This window comes from Prosthecobacter sp., from assembly GCF_044226605.1.
GTDB lineage: Bacteria > Verrucomicrobiota > Verrucomicrobiia > Verrucomicrobiales > Verrucomicrobiaceae > Prosthecobacter.
On record NZ_JBGAGS010000008.1, the window covers coordinates 219,116 to 235,981 of the forward strand.

The window sequence follows — 16,866 nt, forward strand, 5'->3', positions numbered from 1 at the left end:
ACGGCCCACTCGGAGCCGGCTAGACTGTGATGATTAACGTAATGTTCATGCCGTGACCTTCGGCACGAGGTGTTCGGCGGCTTTGGCGGCTTCGGCGCGGAGGTCGGCGTTGAGATTTTTTTGTTCGAACTCGCGGCACCAGCCTTTGATTTCGAGTTCGTTGAAAATCTTGCCGATGACGCGGCGGAGGAGGCCTTTCAAATTGGGGAGTTCGACTTCCTGAAGGGAGCGGATGGCGGCCTCCTTGTAGCTTTCGAGGAGGGTCATGGCCTTCTCGTGAGCGCCGCTGTCGAGGGCCCAATCGCGGATGGTGGCGTTGTCGGGCTTGGTCTGGGCGGCGCCGTTCCAGAGGGCTTCCATCTGGTCTTTGACTTCGCCTTTGCCTTTCTCACGCAGGAGGGAGAGGACAATGCTGGGACGCATGTTCCATTCGTTGCCGGCGGCGGAGTCTTCGCCGAGATCGTCGAGGTCATCGCGGATCTGGTACGCGATGCCGAGATTTTCGCTGTAGGTGTGCAACGCGTCGGCGCATTCATCGAGCTGCCCGGCAAGGGCGGCACCGACCTTGAGGGCGACTTCGAAGGCGGGGGCGGTTTTGCTGCGGAAGATTTCGAGCACCTGCGTGCTGCTGAGAGCGACAGGGTGACGCGTCCAGAGGAGTTCAGCGCCCTGACCGATGCAGAGTTCACGCTGGCCTTCGGCGGCGACAAGGATGGCGGCGCTGCGAACGTGCGCAGCGGCATCGTTGTCGGCGAGGAGGCGATAGCCTTCACCGATCAGAAGGTCGCCGATGTTCAGGGCGACGGGGACACCGTGTTCGGTGTGCAGGGTGGTTTCACCATAGCGTTCAGCATCGCCGTCTTCGATGTCATCGTGGACGAGGGAAGCCTTGTGGAAGATTTCGACAGCGATGGCGGCTTTCTTTACGGTGTCAGAGATAGGGCCTTCGGGATCTTCGCGCAGGGCCTGATAGGCGGCGACGGTGAGGAAGGGACGCCAGCGCTTGCCGGCACGAGCGAGCCACTCGCGGGCGATGTCGTCGCTGTGGCCGCGGGAGGGGCCCATGAGGGCATTGAGCGACTCGACGGTGAACCAGGTTTTCACCTCATCGTGAAGGGCGTTCAGATTGAGGCGGCGGGTTTTGTCGTCGCTGGTGAGGTGAATGTAGTCCCAGACCCAGTCGATATCGACGAGGGTGTCGATGCAGTCGTCCTGCAGGAGAGGCACGGCGACGGCTGGGATGGCGGCTGCTTCCACGTAGGGGAAGGTGCGCTCAAGGACGGGCAGGCAGGAGATGCCGACGATGGCCTCAATCTTGCCGGTCTGGATGAGGGACATGACGATGGCGCTGCCTTCGGCGACGAGGACGGCGTAGCCGAGCTTTTCGGCTTCGTTTTGGAAATCCTGGATGGAGCAGAGGCCGCACTGCTTGCAGAGGAGGCCGAACTCATCAAAGGGGGCGGGGCATTTGCTCTCCACGCGAAGGCACTTCGGCATGAGCAGCAGGCGCTTTTCAAAGGGGACGGTGGCAAGGGACTCGCGCCAGGTCTCATTGGCGAGGAGCACGCCGACGTAGTCGCGGTGGATCTTGTCGATGGCGTGGATGGCGAGGATCTTGTCCGTGTGCTCCTGGAGTTCCGCAATGGGGACGGGGGGGACGAGGCGGTTTTCCTCAGCGTAGGCACGCACCCAGGCGAGGATTTGATCCCGGTCCTGCTTGGTCTGAGGGATGTTCTTTTTCGGCTGGCGGATACGGCGGTTCAGCCCGGGAATGGGCGGAGGCAGAGCGGCAGAACGAACGACGACGGAGGACATGGAAGAAAAAGGACGGGCGGCGGAATGCCGAAGGAGAAAGGTGAGCGGTTTAACCGTGTGAGAGGGGCTTTGTCTTGCAGATATTGCGACAAACTGTGCGAATCTTGCGCCGCAACTGGACAGGAGCAGCGGAAGGTAAGGTGAAGGAACCGGAGAAAAGCGACTCAGACCACTGTGCCGCGACCGCTTTTAGGAGTGGTTTTCTTGGGTTTGGACTCGGGCAGGCCCTCGTCCTGGAGGATGGTGTCCTGGGGGAGAGGCTCAGCGCCTTCTTCGCCTTTCGGCTCAGGCTCGGCAAAGGGGGTGGACTTTTGGTAGAGCTTGAGGCGGGCATCGAACTCCTCCTGCAGTTTTTTGCGTTCCTCCGGGGGCAGATCTTTTTCCTTGTCGTCCTTGAAGAGGGCGATGCAGCGCTTCTGCCAGAGCTCGGCCTCCTTGAATTCGCCGTTGCGGGCGAGGGCGGCGGCCATGGTATCGATCATGGCATAGGGCTGTTCATCGCTCTGGACGACTTCTGCGAGGAGCTTCAAGGCCCGGCGGGCAAGGAGGACGGCGCTCTCGCCATTGTGCAGGCTGTCCTCCGGGCAGGTGGCGAGGAACCAGGCGAGATTATTGGAAGCCCAGGGGTCTTCGGATTGTGCGGCGCGGCGATACCAGGCCCCGGCGCGGCGGTAGTCCACCGGGACGCCCTGGCCGGTGTAATAAAGATTGGCCAGACGGGTCATGGCGGGGACGAAGTCCTGCTGAGCGGCCTTGAGGTACCAGAGGGCGGCCTTGGAGGAGCTTTTGGCCACGCCCTCGCCGCGTTCGAGCTTGGCAGCGTAGGCCGTCTGCGACTGCATGTAGCCCTGGTCGGCCGCTTTTTTGAACCATTCGGCGGCTTTGGCGGTGTCTTTCTTGACCCCCTTCCCTTCCTCATAGAGGGAGGCGAGGCTGTGCTGTGAGAGTGCGAAACCCAGCTCGGCGGAGGTGCGGTACCATTCCGCGGCCTTGGCGAGGTCCTGCTTCACGCCGACACCGTCTTCATAGATGGTGCCCATGACGTGCTGGGCGCGGAGGTGCTTCTGCTTGGCGGCTTTTTCGACGAACTTGATGCCTTCCTCGACGTTTTTCTTCACTCCTTCGCCGGTCAGCTTGCGCAGACCGATCTCGAACTGGGCGTCGGCATCGCCGCGGTCTGCCCAGGTCATGAGCTCCTTTTCATCGATGCGTTGAGATTGCTGCGCCGGAAGAAGGGAGGAAGAAATCAGAATCGCCGCAATGATTTTGGCGGCGAGTGGCAATAGAGGCGCGTGCTTCATATGAGGTAAAACTACGTCTGGCAGGGAACGTCTCAACCATCAAAATTCGTACGGGCCGCAAATAGGCGGGAGGCTTGAAGGGGTGGAATGGGCCGGGGAAGCGGATGCCTGAGATGGTATCCGGTCCCCTCCCCCGCAGCCATGAGCGGGGTTGTCCCAAAAAACATCCCTCTTCTGAAGCACGTACACCAAGCGGCCAAACTCCGCTCCGAGGGCATGGCATTGTCCAAAATTCAAGAGCCGACCTTCAAATCGGGGCGGGCCTTGGACAGGGCATCGCGGCCGGCCTGGGAGATCTTGGAATCTTTCAGGGTGAGGGTTTTCAAGCTCTTCATGGCGTGAAGAGGCTTGAGGCCTGCATCGGTGATCTGGGAGGCGAGGATGCTGAGCGTCTTCAGGGACTTCATGGTGGCGAGAATGGCGAGGCCCTCATCTGTGAGAGTGCCGGCGGTGAATTCGAGGGATTCAAGAGAAGCAATGGAAGCAAGATGGCGCAGGCCCTCGGGACCGGGAGGTGCACTGGTGCGAAGCTTGGTCAGCTTCATGGCGGTAAGACTGGCAAAGCCAGCATCCGTGAGGGCGGACCTGGGAAAGGCGAGATCGTTCAGCTTTGGCAGAGCGGCCGAGGCAAGAGACTGCAAGCCGGCGTCATCGAGGCTGGCCAAGTTTGGATTGGTGCGATCATACAGGTCCAGGCGGACGAGATTTTTGCAAGGGCTCAGCAGATTCAAAGTGGAGCCGGTGATGCCCTTTGCACCGATCTCGAGCAGCTGCAGTTCTTTAAGCAGGGCGAGATGCCTGATGCCATCGTCCGTGATGGCGGTCTGATGCAGGTTGATCTCACGCAGCTTGGGGAGGGCGGAAAGATGCATGAGGGCGGCGTCATTGACGCCGGAAAAATCGAGGCGGATGCGCGCGAGGTCTTTGGATCCGGCGAGGTGTGCCAAGCCGGAGCCGGTGACGTCTTTGCAAGCGCTGAAGTCCACATAGACGAGAGACTTCATGCCTTTCAAGGCCACCAGCCCCTCATCTGAAACCATGACACCGGGCATGCTGAGGTCTGTGAGCCTGACCAGACCGGAGAGCTCCAGCAGCACTTTGTCCGTCACATTCATCTGACCAAGAAGGCGGAGCTGAGTGAGATCATTGAACGCTTTGATTTGAACGAGGGATTCGGCGGGCAATGTGGTGACGCGGTTCAGCTCCAAGGTGCGCAGTTTTTTGAACTGGGTGATGAAACCCATGTTCTGAGGCTGCAGTGGCGCATCGTAGACGGAGAACATCCGCATGGAGTCCGCACTGGCGGTGAATGCAGCGAAGCCGCTGCCGGTGAGCGAGGTGAGATGGGAGAAGCGCACGGACTCGATGGTGCGCAGACCATTCAGGCGGGTGAGATCGTCATCTGTGACGAGAGCGCCTTTGGCAGGGGCCATGTCCAGGGTGATGCCAAGGATGTCGAAGCGCCCGCCGGGAAGGCCGCCGATGTCTTTGACGGCGGATTCCCTGCCCTCGCTGCTGCGAATGTGGACTTCACCACCGAGGGAAATCACCCACTCAGCGGCTTTCCGCCATGAACTGCTGGCTTCTCCAGCACCCACGACGGAAGACGGGGTCGATTTGGCGGATTTTGCGGGGGCCGACGGGTCCTCCGAGGGAAGAGCGATGGTGCCACGCCGCGCGGCGAGATCCTCACGCGCGGTTTTCACACGCAGGGCGTCTTCGATTTTGTTCTGTTTGGTGAGCTCGGTCTGAAAGGACTCGAGTGCTTTGTCATAGGTGTCAAACAGGGGCAGACCTTTGGTGTCTCTGACACGTGCAAAACCGGACTCGGAGCTGCGCCAGGTGGCGCGGAGTTTCTTCAAGGCATCCGGGAGCGTGTCCAGATCTTCCGGAGGCAGGGCTTTGCCTTCGGCGATGCGCTGCTTCTCCTCACGCAGCGCGAGAACTTCCTTTAGCACTCCTGCTTTCGCGGAGGAGGCGAGAGCGCGGTCCAGCGCGGCTGTGTAGCCGGAGTTCAAGGTGGCGAGCTGAGCTTTGTATGTGGCGCCGGCCTCGCGGTCGAAGGCAGTTTGAAATTTAGCTTCGAGATCGGCGAGCTTGAGAGAGACGGCATCTGCGGGCTGGGCTGTGGGAGGAGCAGCGGGTGGTGCTGGTGTTGCCGAAGCCGGGGTGGCGGGCGCGGGCATGGATGGTGCGGGCTGGGCGGGGGCCACCACGGCAACGGGCGGTGTGACAGCCGCAGGCTGGGCTGGAGAAGTGGTGCCCCCACGCAAGAGTCTGGCGCTGCCTTCAAACACGCGAAGGGTCCAGGTTTTCAGCTCATACTTGTCCTTCATGACAAAGACGGAAGCGACGGGCTGCTTTGGAAACGCAGGATGGTCTTCGCCAGCTTTGGCGAGCTTGTCGAGGTCGCCGGTCCAGTCGGCGAGCTTTTTCGCATTGGGAGCTTTGCGCTCCACGATGATGCGGTCTGAGGCACCGGCACCGTCGATCACGCGAATGATGACGTGAAGTGATGCATCGGAGGACGTGCCCCACTCGAGGCCTTCTTTTTCGTGAACGACTTTGCGCCCCGGGGAATTGAGGACGAGCGGGAGGATGCGGCCGTTTTTCAGCGGGATATCGACGTGGATGCGGTCATTGCCGCTGTGTTTGTTCGCCACGAACTCGATCTCGTAATCACTGCAATAGAGTGCAACGGGAGCGGCGAGTTTTCCTGATTTGCCATCCGGCACGAAAACGAGCGCGGCGCCTTCACGCTTCCACTGATTCTTGTCGACCAAGCCTGGTGCCGGCACGCGGTCTTTCACGGGGTCCGTGAGAGCGAGGAGGTCGATGGTCTGGATCGCGGCTCTGACCGGCGGCGGGATGGTGGAGGCGTCGATGCTTTTCCAAAAGTCTGCCACGGCTGTGCCATTGATGCGCTTGAGCTGCGGGAGAGAGCGCAGCGTTTCGCGGTTCGAAGGATCAGCAGCGACTTCGGCTTCGCAGGTGAGAGACTCGATGCGCATGCCCTTGACCGGGGAGAGATTGCGGACCTTTGTCTTCTCGATGTTCAAGATGCGGAGGGGCATTTTCCGCACGAAGGACAAATCGCTGAGCTGCGACATATTGACGGTCAGATCATCGATGGGCGAGTCAGCGAGCGCGTGGAGGTCGGTGGCAAAGGTGTTGACCAGACGCACCTGACGCAAGGGCATGCCGCGGAGCATGGAGAGATCGGTGACTTTTGACTGCATGATGATGAGGCGCTCCAGCGGCATTCCGGTCAAAAAGCGAAAGTCCGTGACGCCCATGTAGTAGGACGTGAAGCCCTTCAGATCTTTCAGCGCAGCGATGGGTGCGAGATCCGTGACATCTCCGATGCGGTTCAACTCAAGGGATTCGACGATGCCGTTTTTGAAGACTGGCTTCAACTTGATGTCCGCGCCTTTGTTTAGCTGCATGATGCGCTGGCGCACGTGCTCGACCTGCTGCTCTGGAGAGAGCGCGGCGACTTCGGCGGCGAAGGCTTCGGCGGAGACCGGGTTGCTGGTTTGTGTGGCTGGCGGCGTGAGCCACACATAGGCACCGACGGCCAGCGCGGCGGCGGCAGCGAGGCCAATCATGAGACCGAGGCGGCTTTTCTTCGGTGCGGGCGATGATTTGGACTGTGACTGTGGCTGCGGATTTTCGGAGGGCTTTTTTCCCTGAGGCTCGCGCGGCCCATGGGAGACGGGTTTTTGCGCCGACTGCGAAGCTTGAGGTGCCGCGGCGGGCTGGGGCTGGGTGAGCAGCCGAGGGGTGGTCAGAATGGTATCGAGGTCTTTGCGGATCTCCGCGGCGCTTTGATAACGAGCCTCACGATCTGTCTGCATGGCCCTGGCGATGATGGCATCGAAACGCGGATCTGTGCCGAGCTTGAGGCCTGGCATGGTCCACATGCCGCGCGGGATTTCGCCGGTGAGCATCTGATAGAGCATGACGCCGATGGCATACAGGTCCGCGCGGCCATCGAGGGGCACGCCGGGAATGAGCGCCTCCGGAGCGACGAAGTCCGGCGTGCCCATGGCCATGTTTGTCTTGGTGAGGCCGCTGGCGCCGGGGTCGTTCTGCTTGGCGAGGCCGAAGTCCGCCACCTTCACCGCGCCTTCCATGTTGATGAGGATGTTTGCGGGCTTGATGTCGCGATGGATGACGCCATTGCGATGGGCGTAGTTCAACGCATCGCACACATGAGCGGTGATGGAGAGCGCGTAGTCCTCGGGAAGCTTCCCCTGGGAGATGATCATCTTTGACACATCGGTGCCATCAATGAACTCCATGACGATGAACAGGAGGCCGGAGTGGGTCTCGCCAAAGTCGTACACATTGACGATGCTGGGGTGATTCATTTTCGCCATGGTGCGTGCTTCGTTTTTGAAGCGTTCGGCAAACTGGGCGTCGGTGTCGTCGATCAAATCCCCGGGAAGGACCTTGATGGCTACGGGTCGGTCCAGGGAGATCTGGACGGCTTTGTAAACGGCGCCCATGCCACCGCGACCAAGAAGCGACTCAAACTGATACTGCGGCAGAAACGCCTGCATGTCCTCCAAGGACGGGGGCTTCCAACTACCGGGAGAACTCGGCGCGGCACCTATGCGCGATGAATCAGAGCTCATAAATAGGGGCGGATAAATCCGCTTAATCCTAGCGCAACGGTCAGACCAAAGACGACGGATTTTTTTGCGAAACCAAAAAAACCATGAGTCGTGTCAAGTGACTGATCTAAGTTTAAGTGGGGGCGCATTTTTGACAAAGAGGCCGGTTTGTGCGTATTTGGAGGTGCAGCCGAAGCTGCCGTTCCTTCCAGAGCGGTGGCGCGGGGGACCCAAAAACCCTGAGTCGAAAGACGCAGGGCGGGGCGAAGGAAGGTGGGTAACCACCGACCAGTCCACTTCCAAGGACCAGTCCGACAGCTAACCTCGCAGGCGACATTGGAAGGGCGATCCTATGCCCGACGCGAGTGCGCCGGGATCACGGTCTCCCCAGAACCACCGCACCCGAGTGCGGACGGGAAACCGTCCGCAGAGCCGGGGGCAATCGAGACCCATAACCCAATGAAACACCAAGACGGCCAAAGCCTCACAATTGAAGGCCTGGTCAGGCCCACTGTCCGGCAAACATCCAAGCCGGACCTACCCTCGCTGCAATGGATCCAGGTGATCTATGACCACAGCGACGACGAAACCGACCGCGAAGACGATCTGGACGCCGCACCACCGCATGCGCGGTCGGCGACCGCGAACAACGCACGAACGGCGGGATGACACCCATGCCAACCCACACACCATGAACTCGGAACTTAATAATACCAATATCTACCATTTTATATGACACATTTTCATTTCAAAGCCCCCTGGGGCCGTACCCTGACGATCATCTCCCTCTTTACGACTCTGCTCATGCTGGGCCTGGCCTTTGAGCTGAGCGCGGGCCTGCGGATGCCGGAGTTTGTGAGCCTGCCTGAATCCCGCACGCTGGGAATCCTCCTGGTGCTCATGATTCCGCTGGGTGCCCTGCCCTTCATCATCCGCGGGTATGTCATCACGAAGGACGGCATTCTCATCAAGCGGCTGTGGTGGAACACGGTGCTGCCGTTTGGTGAAATCCAGTCTGCAGAGGTGGAGCCGCTGGCGCTGAGCAGCAGCTTCCGCACCTGTGGCAACGGGGGGCTGTACTCCTTCACGGGATACTACTGGAACAGGCAGCTCGGGCATTTCCGCGCGTATGTGACGGACCTGAACCGCACGGTCATCGTGCACATGAAGAACAGGACGGCGGTGCTTTCTCCTGATGATCCGGAGGCCTTCGCCCGCGCTGTGACGCACTCCCTCCATTCCTAACCTCCTTACTCCAACCCCTCTGTTCTGAAGTTTTTGTTTCTTGTCCATGAACTCCATCTTTCAATTTGCCTGCGAGCACTGGCTCATCACGCTTTCTATTATCAGCATTCTGGTGCTGTATTTTGTCTCCTGTGTTTACATTCCGGAGAGCAAGGTCGGCATCGTCATCAAACGCTTTGCGTTTAAAAACCTGCCGCCTGGCGAAATCATCGCCCTGAATGGTGAGGCGGGATACCAGGCGGATACACTGGCACCCGGGCTGCACTTTGGCTTCTGGGTCATCCAGTATCACATCGAAAAAGTGCCCATGATCCGCGTGCCGCAAGGAGAGCTGGCGCTGGTGGTGGCGAAGACGGGGGCGGCGATTCCGCCGGGGCGCATTCTGGCCCGAACGGTGGACTGCGACCACTTCCAGGACGCGCGTGCTTTCCTGAAGCATGGCGGCGAAAAGGGGCGGCAGCTGGGCACTCTGACAGCGGGCTCATATCGCATCAATCCGGCGCTGTTTACGATCATCACGTCCGAGAATGCGGCGCCGAACGGGCTGGACCCGCGGCTGCTGAGAATCCGCCACGTGGATCCAGATCTGGTGGGCATTGTGACCACGCTTGATGGCATGCCAATTGAGCAAACGGAGATCGCGGGTGCGATCGTGGGAGGACATGACAACTTCCAGAATGCGCAGGCGTTTCTGGATGCGGGCGGACACCGCGGTCTGCAGGAGCAGGTGCTGCTGAGCGGGCAGTGGAACATCAACCCGTGGTTTGCGCAGATAGAGCAGGTGCCGATGTTTGAGATTCCCATTGGCCATGTGGGCGTGGTGATTTCCTATGTGGGAAAAGCGCACCTGGACATCAGCGGGCCTGACTTCAAGCATGGAGACCTGGTGGACGTGGGCCACAAGGGTGTGTGGGGCAAGCCGTTGCTGCCCGGGAAGCACCCGATCAACACGCGCATCATGCGGGTAGAACTGGTGCCGACGACGAACATCGTGCTGAACTGGGCGACACGCACGGAGTCGCATCATTTTGATGCGAAGCTGAGCAGCATCACAGTGCGCTCGCGTGACGGATTTGCCTTCAACCTGGATGTCTCACAGATCATCCATATTGGTGCGAACGAAGCGCCGAAGGTGATCAGCCGCGCGGGATCGCTGCAAAATCTGATCGACCACGTGCTGCAGCCGATTGTGGGCAACTACTTCCGCAACTCGGCGCAGGACTATACGGTGCTGGATTTCCTGAGTGCGCGAAGCCAGCGTCAGGGTGAGGCGGCGAGCCATATTGAGGCGGCCTTGCGCGAGTATGACGTGGAGGGCATCGATACGCTGATTGGAGACATCACGCCTCCTGAATCGCTGATGAAAACGCAGACGGACCGCAAGCTGGCGGAGGAAAGCCGCAAGACGTATGAAATGCAGGAAGCTGCGGAAAAACAGAGGCAGCAGCTGGTGCGGCAAACTTCGCTGGCGGACATTCAGAACCAGGTGGTGAGCGCCGAGCAGGGCGTGAACATCGCGGAACTGCATGCCACGGCATCGGTGAAGAAAAGCGAAGGTGAAGCCGCCTCCACACGGCTGCGCGCCAGCGGTGAGGCCGAGGCCATCCGCGCCACCGGCCAGGCCAAGGCGGATGCGTATCTGGCGGGTGTGAATGCGCTGGGCGCTGACATGTATGGGATGCTGCAGGCCTTCCAGATCATTGCGGACAAAAACCTGCGCGTGGTGCCGGACGTGCTGGTGAACAGCGGTCCGAACAGCGGCGGGATCATGGACGCGCTGATGGCGATGCTGACGAAGCAGCGGGCTGGTGCGGCTTCTTCCAGTGCTGCTGTGCCGAGCTTGAACTGATGTGTGTGAAAAGCTGGCGGGCTGCGGATTCACGATCCGCAGCCCGTTTTTGCGCTGAGGCATTCGCTTTCGCGGAGAGATGTGGTATCGGGGACGGCATGAAAGCTCCCCTGTGCCTCGCTTTTCTCTCCTGCTGCCTCCTTTTCCTTTCCAGCTGCGGAGACATGACGAATGCGATTCCCGGGCCGCCGTTTGTGTATGATGACTTTGGGGTGGAGCCCGCCGTCTCGCGGCTGCTGGGGCCCAAGGGCAAGGACACGCAGGTGGTGGCAAGATTTGGCACGACAAAGAAAACACCGCCGGCGGAAGGCCCCGACATCCGCTTTGTGAACATGGAGCAGGCGATGTTTTTCCTGCGGCACACGGTGCGCAACCTGCCCAAAACACCGGAGAATGCCGCACTGCGCCAGCGCCTTTCGAAGACCTACAGCCGCCTGTACTGGAACTACTCCTCAAGGCGCAACGCCTTCATGGCCTCCCCCTCGGCCAGCTATGGCCGCGGGGGGATGAACCGTGCATTTATGATGCCGCCGATGCCGCCCTCAATCTGAGCGCGGCGCATTTGACAATGCGGAGCCGCCTGCCAAACTCCGGCAGCTGAAAAGCAACGCGGGTGTAGTTCAATGGTAGAACACGAGCTTCCCAAGCTTGATACGTGGGTTCGATTCCCATCACCCGCTCTCCCTCCCTCCGCAGCAGAGTCTGCATGAGCAGGAGCAGCCGCGAGACTAATTGTTCCGGGGAGGTGAAGGAGTGGCGGGCGAGAATCCTGGGGGATCCAAATTCAGCGCTTCAATGTTCCGCGCCTCCGCGTTTCCGTGAAGGTAAATGGCCGGGCCTCCGGCGGACAATCGATCATCCTCGAAGCGTATGACTTCCCGTCCGTCGAGCCTGCCGATCAGCGTGGTGCCCACGGCCCGCAGCTCCAAAGTAAAGACGTCGCCGATTTTTGGCTCGCTGACAGGATACTCTTTCAAGATCTTGTCATTTCCATTTCCGTTGCTGTAAGCCAGGCGGATCCCCGACTTGCTGCGCATGAGCTGATACCGCGAGGCCTCCCACTGGCGCAAACTGATGTGACTGCCGCCAGTTCCTTCAGCCCACTTCCACTCACACCGGATGGCGCAGTCCCTCCAAATTTTGGGATAAAACATGGTCATGCCCCGGGAAGTTCCTGGCTTCGAGAGGAGCCATCCGTCATTCACGAAAAATTTCCTCTGCTCCTTGATGTCTGAAGACTCGTCCCAGATACGCGCCCACTTTTCATTTTCGGCGCTGACAGCTGACGGAGAAGCCAGACCCGCATTCTGCACGGCGGGCTTCTTCAGCGCTAGAAAGGCACCGGTGGCCACGAGAGCAGCCGCACCAAAGAGCAACGGTGTGCGACCGAGTCCGGAGCGTGTTGTAGCGGCGGCTTGATCAGGCGGCAGCTTCTTCGCCGCCTGTCCGCCTGATCTGGGAGCTTGGGCAGGGGGGAACTTTTCGGGTCGAACATGCGGACTTCCGGGGCTGGCGCCGCCTGCATGCGCGCTGTCACGAATGACTGCTGAGAGGTCGGTCTTCATTTCGACTGCAGAGTCGTACCGTTTTTCCCGATCCGTCTGCATCGCCTTGTCCACAATGGCGTCAAAGCGATGGTCCACGTGCGGCACAATGCCGCTGGGCAGCAAAAAACGGCCACGCGGGATGCGGCCCGTGAGCATCTGATAAAGCATGACACCCACCGCATAGAGATCGGCACGATGGTCCACCCCCATGCCAGGAATCATGGTCTCGGGCGCGATGTAATCCGGGGTCCCCATGGCCACGTTTGTACCGGTGAGAAGAGTGCCTTCCACGTTCAGCGATTTGGCGAGGCCGAAGTCCGCGATTTTCACGCGCCCACGGTTGTCGATCATGATGTTGGAGGGTTTGATATCCCGATGAACGATGCCTTCCTGATGCGCAAAGTGCAAAGCCTCGCACACTGCACCGATGATTTCGATCGTGCGCTGGATCTCCAGCGGGCCTTCGCCAGCAATGAGCTGCGCCAAATCGGTGCCCTCAACATATTCCATCACAAAGTAGAGCAGGCCGTCCGCTGTTTCGCCTGCATCAAAGACGGCGACGATGCCTGGGTGGGAGAGCCGCGCCATGGCCCGTGCCTCATGCTTGAAGCGTTCTGAGAAGCGCTGATCTTTGCCGCCTTGGAGAACTTCGGGCGGAAGGATTTTGATGGCCACCGGGCGCTGGAGGGCCTCCTGCAATCCTTTATAAACCGCGCCCATGCCGCCGCGGGCAATGAAGCTCTCCACATGATACTGTGGCAGCATCTGCTGGAGCTGCGTGACGTCCGGCGGATCCCAGCCACGTCTGGGTGAAGCGGTTTCCCGAGGGTGAAAAGGGATATTCACGCGAATGGTGGGATCCTGCGTCTGAGCCGAGCTGCCTTCATCATCTTCGAGCCCAATGCGCAGCAGCGGAACAATTTTTCCTGTTTCAGAATTGGGCGCGTGATTCATGAGACGTTTGCAGCTAAAAATAGGCATACACCCTATCCAAGCACGAATGCAAATATTTCGTGCCGAATGAGCAATGACAGACACCGGCCCACGATCCATGAATGACCCGCGCCCCGAACGCCAGTTCCCAACCACTCGCTGGTCACTCATCGCGCGGCTGAAAAGCGGTGACGCACAGGAAGCAGAAAATGCGGTGAGTGAGATCTACAAGTCCTACCGCTATCCGCTTTACGGCTACTTGCGGACGGCCGGAATGCAGCATGAAGATGCCGAAGACGTGCTGCAGAGTTTTTTTGCGAAGATGCTTCGCCAGGACGCTTTTATCCGGGCGGACCGCGATCGTGGCAGGCTAAGAACTTTTCTGCTGACGGCGCTCTCGCGCTTCAGGTCCAATTTTCATCGAGGAGAGAGACGGCGGAGCGAGCGTGTTCAGGCAGAGGCAGACCTGTGGGATGCGGATGAAGCCCGCTATCGGATGGAGCAGCGTCCCAGCTCCGAAACTCCGGAGGTTTACTATGACCGCCGCTGGGCCCTGGAACTGATGCAGCGCGTGCGGCAGCAACTCCGGCTGGATTATCAGGAGCGTGGAAAAGAAGACCTGCACGAAGCGCTTGCCCCCCTGCTTAGCAGCAGTCAGACCGAACCCGAATCATTTCAGGCGACAGCCATGCGGCTCGGTGTCACTGAAAATGCACTGCGTGTCTCCCTAAGCCGTCTGCGCGGTGACTTTCGACGAATACTGATGCGGGAAGTGCAGCGCACTGTTTCTGCGGATGAAGACCCAAAAGAAGAAATCCGCCACCTGCTCCGCTTGTTTGAAGCATCTTAGCAGGAAGCGACTGCCAATTCCCGCACCACCCGGGAAGAAAACTGTCTCGTCCGGCGTGCCGCAAGGACCAAAAAAAGCGGCTTTCCTGCTAAGGCGGGGCAGAACGCAGACACGGGCTGAGATTTTATGTAATCCGATTCAGCGACCGGGGTAGAACGCCGCTGAAACCATGCGTGGCATTGCAGACACCCGCCCCTCCCGGGGAGTGGGAGAGACGATGCATGCTCCGAAATACCCCATACTCACACCCGCACAAAAAAAACGCCTCCTATGAAACTTGCTTCCGCACTCCGAAGTCTGCGATGGATGCCCGCCTTCTTTATTTGGACCACGCTTTGCGGCGCCAAGGCCACTGCGAGCGACGGGTTCTGGCATGTCCAGGGGCATGCGGCCAGCGGAACTTATAACGCGGTCAACCAGGTGAGCCAGCTTCAGGGATTCGCGGTGATGTCGGACACAGGAATGCAGTTCGCATCGACACAAACTTCATTCAGCATTCCGGAACCGCTCGAATTCAACGGCTCCGAATACAACTACTTTAAAAAGGATGTCGAGGTCGATGAAAGCACTGGTGCAACGATCATCAAAAAGTCCACGAGGCTTAAAATAACGGTTATCGACGCAAACACCATGCTGCTGGTTTATGGAGTGGCGAACTACCTGGGAGGGGACCCCAGGCAGCATTTTACAAGCTTTGAATGGACAACTGCGGTGCTGACTGCCGATCCCGTGCCGGTGCAGGTTCAGCCCCTGACGAGCCACCCGGCCTGGAATGGGAAGTATTACCCTTCCGCGCAGCCCGGATTGCAGGAAAACAATTTCGCCAATGGGATCATGCCCGAGGCAGGCAACGAGGGCAACGTGCAGTTCGTCAAAGCAGGATCGACAGGATATGAACTTTTCGACCTCTGGGGCTCATTTTTCATCCCGCTGGAATCTTACGGGGTCTTGAAAGACCTCGCCGTCGACACGGACGCGAACATGCTTTGGGACAATCCATTGAAAGACAACACGGGTGCCATCAAAGGATACGAGAGAGCATTCAACCGGTCCAGGAGTGAAGAAAGCTCGTACGTTTATCTGGGAGACGGGAGAATCTTGCAGACACGAGTCAACTCCACCCTGGCCGACTCCACCGTCGTTCTGCTGGTGGGTCAATCCCCGCCTCCTGTTCCGATCCTCGCAGATTCGGATGTGTATTGCGTGCTGTGGAACCCGGAGACGCCGGTCGTCAGCCTCATGCCTATAAGCAATCTCACCGTCTCCGGGGTGACGCTCAACGGACGGGTAAACACCAACGGCTTCACCGCCACCGTTCAATTTGAGCATGGGCTGACGACCGATTATGGGAACACTGCAACGGCGACACTTGCGTCTGAGGAAAGCACCCTTGAGCAGGCAGTGAGCAGCACCCTCTCCGAGCTGGATCCTGGCACCTTATACCACTACCGGCTGAAACTGACGTATGCGGGCGGAGAGGTAACCACGGGCGATGCGACCTTCACCACGCTGGTGCCCAAACCCGAGGCCGCCATCAAAGCCGCCAGCGGCATGACAGCCACGACCGCCACGCTGAACGGCACCGTCAATCCAAAAGGCTTTGTCACCACGGCGCTATTCGAATATGGGCTGACGTCAGGCTATGGCAGCACGGTCCCGGCCGTGCTCTCCCCCGATAACAGCAAGACCGTCCAAACCGTGAGCGCGCTGATCACGAATCTCCTGCCGGGGACACAGTATTATTTCCGGCTGAGAGCCACCAATGCAGGAGGAACAAGCACCACCATTGACGGCAATTTCACCACTCTCATGCAGGTGCCAATTGTCATTTTTGATCAAGCCGAAGAGGTGACAAGCACAGGCGGATCGCTCAAAGGCAAGGTAAATCCAAACGGTCTCGAAACAACGGTGCAGGTTTTGTATGGGGTTACGACACAATATGGCAGCACCCTAAATGTCCCCCTCGCCGTCAACAACAGCACGACAGCCCAAGATGTAGATATTCTCTTCGAAAACCTGTTCCCGGGCACGACGTATTACTACCTTCTGACCACAACGAACTCCGGTGGAGCAACGTCCCATCCCGGCACTTTCACCACCCTGACGCTGCTTCAGCAGTGGAGGTGGAACCACTTCCGCACCACCGGAAATGCAGGCCAAGCTGCGGACGCTCTGGATTTTGACCAGGATGGGATTCCCAACCTGATGGAATTTGCCCTCCTCCTGGATCCCACCAAAACCAGCGTATTGCCGGCCACTCACATGCGAAATGGAAATGTTTATGAGTATGTCTACACACGCAGCACATCAGCCCGGAATTCGGGTGTGTCGTTCGAGGTGGAATGGAGCGAGACGCCAGACGTGTCTTCATCGTGGAGTTCGCTCGGGGTTGTGGAGCAGATACTATCCTCCAACGCCACCATGCAGCAGGTGAAGGCCACCATTCCCATCGGAGGCTCCGGCCGGCTTTTTGCACGCTTAAAAGTGACGGCTCCCTTGTTGATCAAATGAACCGGTTGCCTGGAGATTGCGTCCTCGGGTGACTGTCCAAGACATGGATACCAAGGCGGCCTAGCCGAGACTCGGCACCCCTTCGCCAGGATCAGAATGCGGGCCGGCTTGCCAAGACAGCGGAAGACAACCGAGCGGTGCCAGTGGCTGCGTTGGTCGCTTGCCTGTTATCTTCAAACAGCAGGCGGCGCTCCCG

At 59.3% G+C, this 16,866-nt stretch carries 10 protein-coding genes, 1 tRNA gene and 1 riboswitch; of the genes, 7 read left to right on the top strand and 4 right to left on the bottom strand.

Going from position 1 to position 16,866, the window contains the following annotated elements:
- Positions 1-45: 45 nt before the first annotated feature.
- From ACILSO_RS12965 to ACILSO_RS12975, 3 genes are all read right to left on the bottom strand, one after another.
- Entirely contained in the window at positions 46-1,815 is a 1,770-nt protein-coding gene (locus tag ACILSO_RS12965; RefSeq protein ID WP_395737840.1) for a polyprenyl synthetase family protein, read from the bottom strand.
- Between the two features lie 164 nt (positions 1,816-1,979).
- Positions 1,980-3,116 carry a tetratricopeptide repeat protein gene (locus tag ACILSO_RS12970; protein ID WP_395737841.1) on the bottom strand — a complete coding sequence of 379 codons (1,137 nt, stop codon included), beginning with the start codon at positions 3,114-3,116 and terminating at the stop codon, positions 1,980-1,982.
- 233 nt (positions 3,117-3,349) lie between these two features.
- On the bottom strand, positions 3,350-7,756 hold the full coding sequence (locus ACILSO_RS12975; protein ID WP_395737842.1) for a protein kinase domain-containing protein: 4,407 nt from the start codon (positions 7,754-7,756) through the stop codon (positions 3,350-3,352).
- 157 nt (positions 7,757-7,913) lie between these two features.
- Positions 7,914-8,083: riboswitch (cyclic di-AMP (ydaO/yuaA leader) on the top strand.
- A gap of 111 nt (positions 8,084-8,194) precedes the next feature.
- Between ACILSO_RS12975 and ACILSO_RS12980 the strand changes: the two genes are divergently transcribed.
- The 5 genes from ACILSO_RS12980 (at position 8,195) to ACILSO_RS13000 (ending at position 11,509) form a co-directional block, all read left to right on the top strand.
- A complete protein-coding gene (locus ACILSO_RS12980) occupies positions 8,195-8,404 on the top strand; it encodes a hypothetical protein (RefSeq protein ID WP_395737843.1) in 210 nt (69 codons plus the stop codon).
- Between the two features lie 63 nt (positions 8,405-8,467).
- Positions 8,468-8,980, top strand: a complete 513-nt coding sequence (locus ACILSO_RS12985; RefSeq protein WP_395737844.1) for a PH domain-containing protein — start codon at positions 8,468-8,470, stop codon at positions 8,978-8,980.
- A gap of 46 nt (positions 8,981-9,026) precedes the next feature.
- Positions 9,027-10,829, top strand: a complete 1,803-nt coding sequence (locus ACILSO_RS12990) for an SPFH domain-containing protein (RefSeq protein ID WP_395737845.1) — start codon at positions 9,027-9,029, stop codon at positions 10,827-10,829.
- A 98-nt stretch (positions 10,830-10,927) separates the two neighbouring features.
- Positions 10,928-11,380, top strand: coding sequence for a hypothetical protein (locus tag ACILSO_RS12995; RefSeq protein WP_395737846.1), 453 nt, complete (start codon positions 10,928-10,930; stop codon positions 11,378-11,380).
- Positions 11,381-11,438: 58 nt separating this feature from the next.
- Positions 11,439-11,509 (top strand) — tRNA-Gly (locus tag ACILSO_RS13000).
- Between the two features lie 48 nt (positions 11,510-11,557).
- On the opposite strand, the gene ACILSO_RS13005 is transcribed toward ACILSO_RS13000, so the two are convergent.
- Positions 11,558-13,330, bottom strand: a complete 1,773-nt coding sequence (locus tag ACILSO_RS13005; RefSeq protein WP_395737847.1) for a protein kinase domain-containing protein — start codon at positions 13,328-13,330, stop codon at positions 11,558-11,560.
- A gap of 97 nt (positions 13,331-13,427) precedes the next feature.
- Here ACILSO_RS13005 and ACILSO_RS13010 point away from each other — a divergent pair, with 97 nt between their 5' ends.
- Positions 13,428-14,159, top strand: coding sequence for an RNA polymerase sigma factor (locus ACILSO_RS13010; RefSeq protein ID WP_395737848.1), 732 nt, complete (start codon positions 13,428-13,430; stop codon positions 14,157-14,159).
- A 270-nt stretch (positions 14,160-14,429) separates the two neighbouring features.
- Positions 14,430-16,670 (top strand): hypothetical protein, encoded by a 2,241-nt coding sequence (locus ACILSO_RS13015; protein ID WP_395737849.1) that lies wholly within the window; start codon positions 14,430-14,432, stop codon positions 16,668-16,670.
- Positions 16,671-16,866 lie beyond the last annotated feature (196 nt).

Bases quoted from the DNA above. Each gene is read 5' to 3' on its own strand.
- ACILSO_RS12965 (WP_395737840.1), bottom strand. From the start codon at position 1,815: ATGTCCTCCGTCGTCGTTCGTTCTGCCGCTCTGCCTCCGCCCATTCCC.
- ACILSO_RS12970 (WP_395737841.1), bottom strand. From the start codon at position 3,116: ATGAAGCACGCGCCTCTATTGCCACTCGCCGCCAAAATCATTGCGGCG.
- ACILSO_RS12975 (WP_395737842.1), bottom strand. From the start codon at position 7,756: ATGAGCTCTGATTCATCGCGCATAGGTGCCGCGCCGAGTTCTCCCGGT.
- ACILSO_RS12980 (WP_395737843.1), top strand. From the start codon at position 8,195: ATGAAACACCAAGACGGCCAAAGCCTCACAATTGAAGGCCTGGTCAGG.
- ACILSO_RS12985 (WP_395737844.1), top strand. From the start codon at position 8,468: ATGACACATTTTCATTTCAAAGCCCCCTGGGGCCGTACCCTGACGATC.
- ACILSO_RS12990 (WP_395737845.1), top strand. From the start codon at position 9,027: ATGAACTCCATCTTTCAATTTGCCTGCGAGCACTGGCTCATCACGCTT.
- ACILSO_RS12995 (WP_395737846.1), top strand. From the start codon at position 10,928: ATGAAAGCTCCCCTGTGCCTCGCTTTTCTCTCCTGCTGCCTCCTTTTC.
- ACILSO_RS13005 (WP_395737847.1), bottom strand. From the start codon at position 13,330: ATGAATCACGCGCCCAATTCTGAAACAGGAAAAATTGTTCCGCTGCTG.
- ACILSO_RS13010 (WP_395737848.1), top strand. From the start codon at position 13,428: ATGAATGACCCGCGCCCCGAACGCCAGTTCCCAACCACTCGCTGGTCA.
- ACILSO_RS13015 (WP_395737849.1), top strand. From the start codon at position 14,430: ATGAAACTTGCTTCCGCACTCCGAAGTCTGCGATGGATGCCCGCCTTC.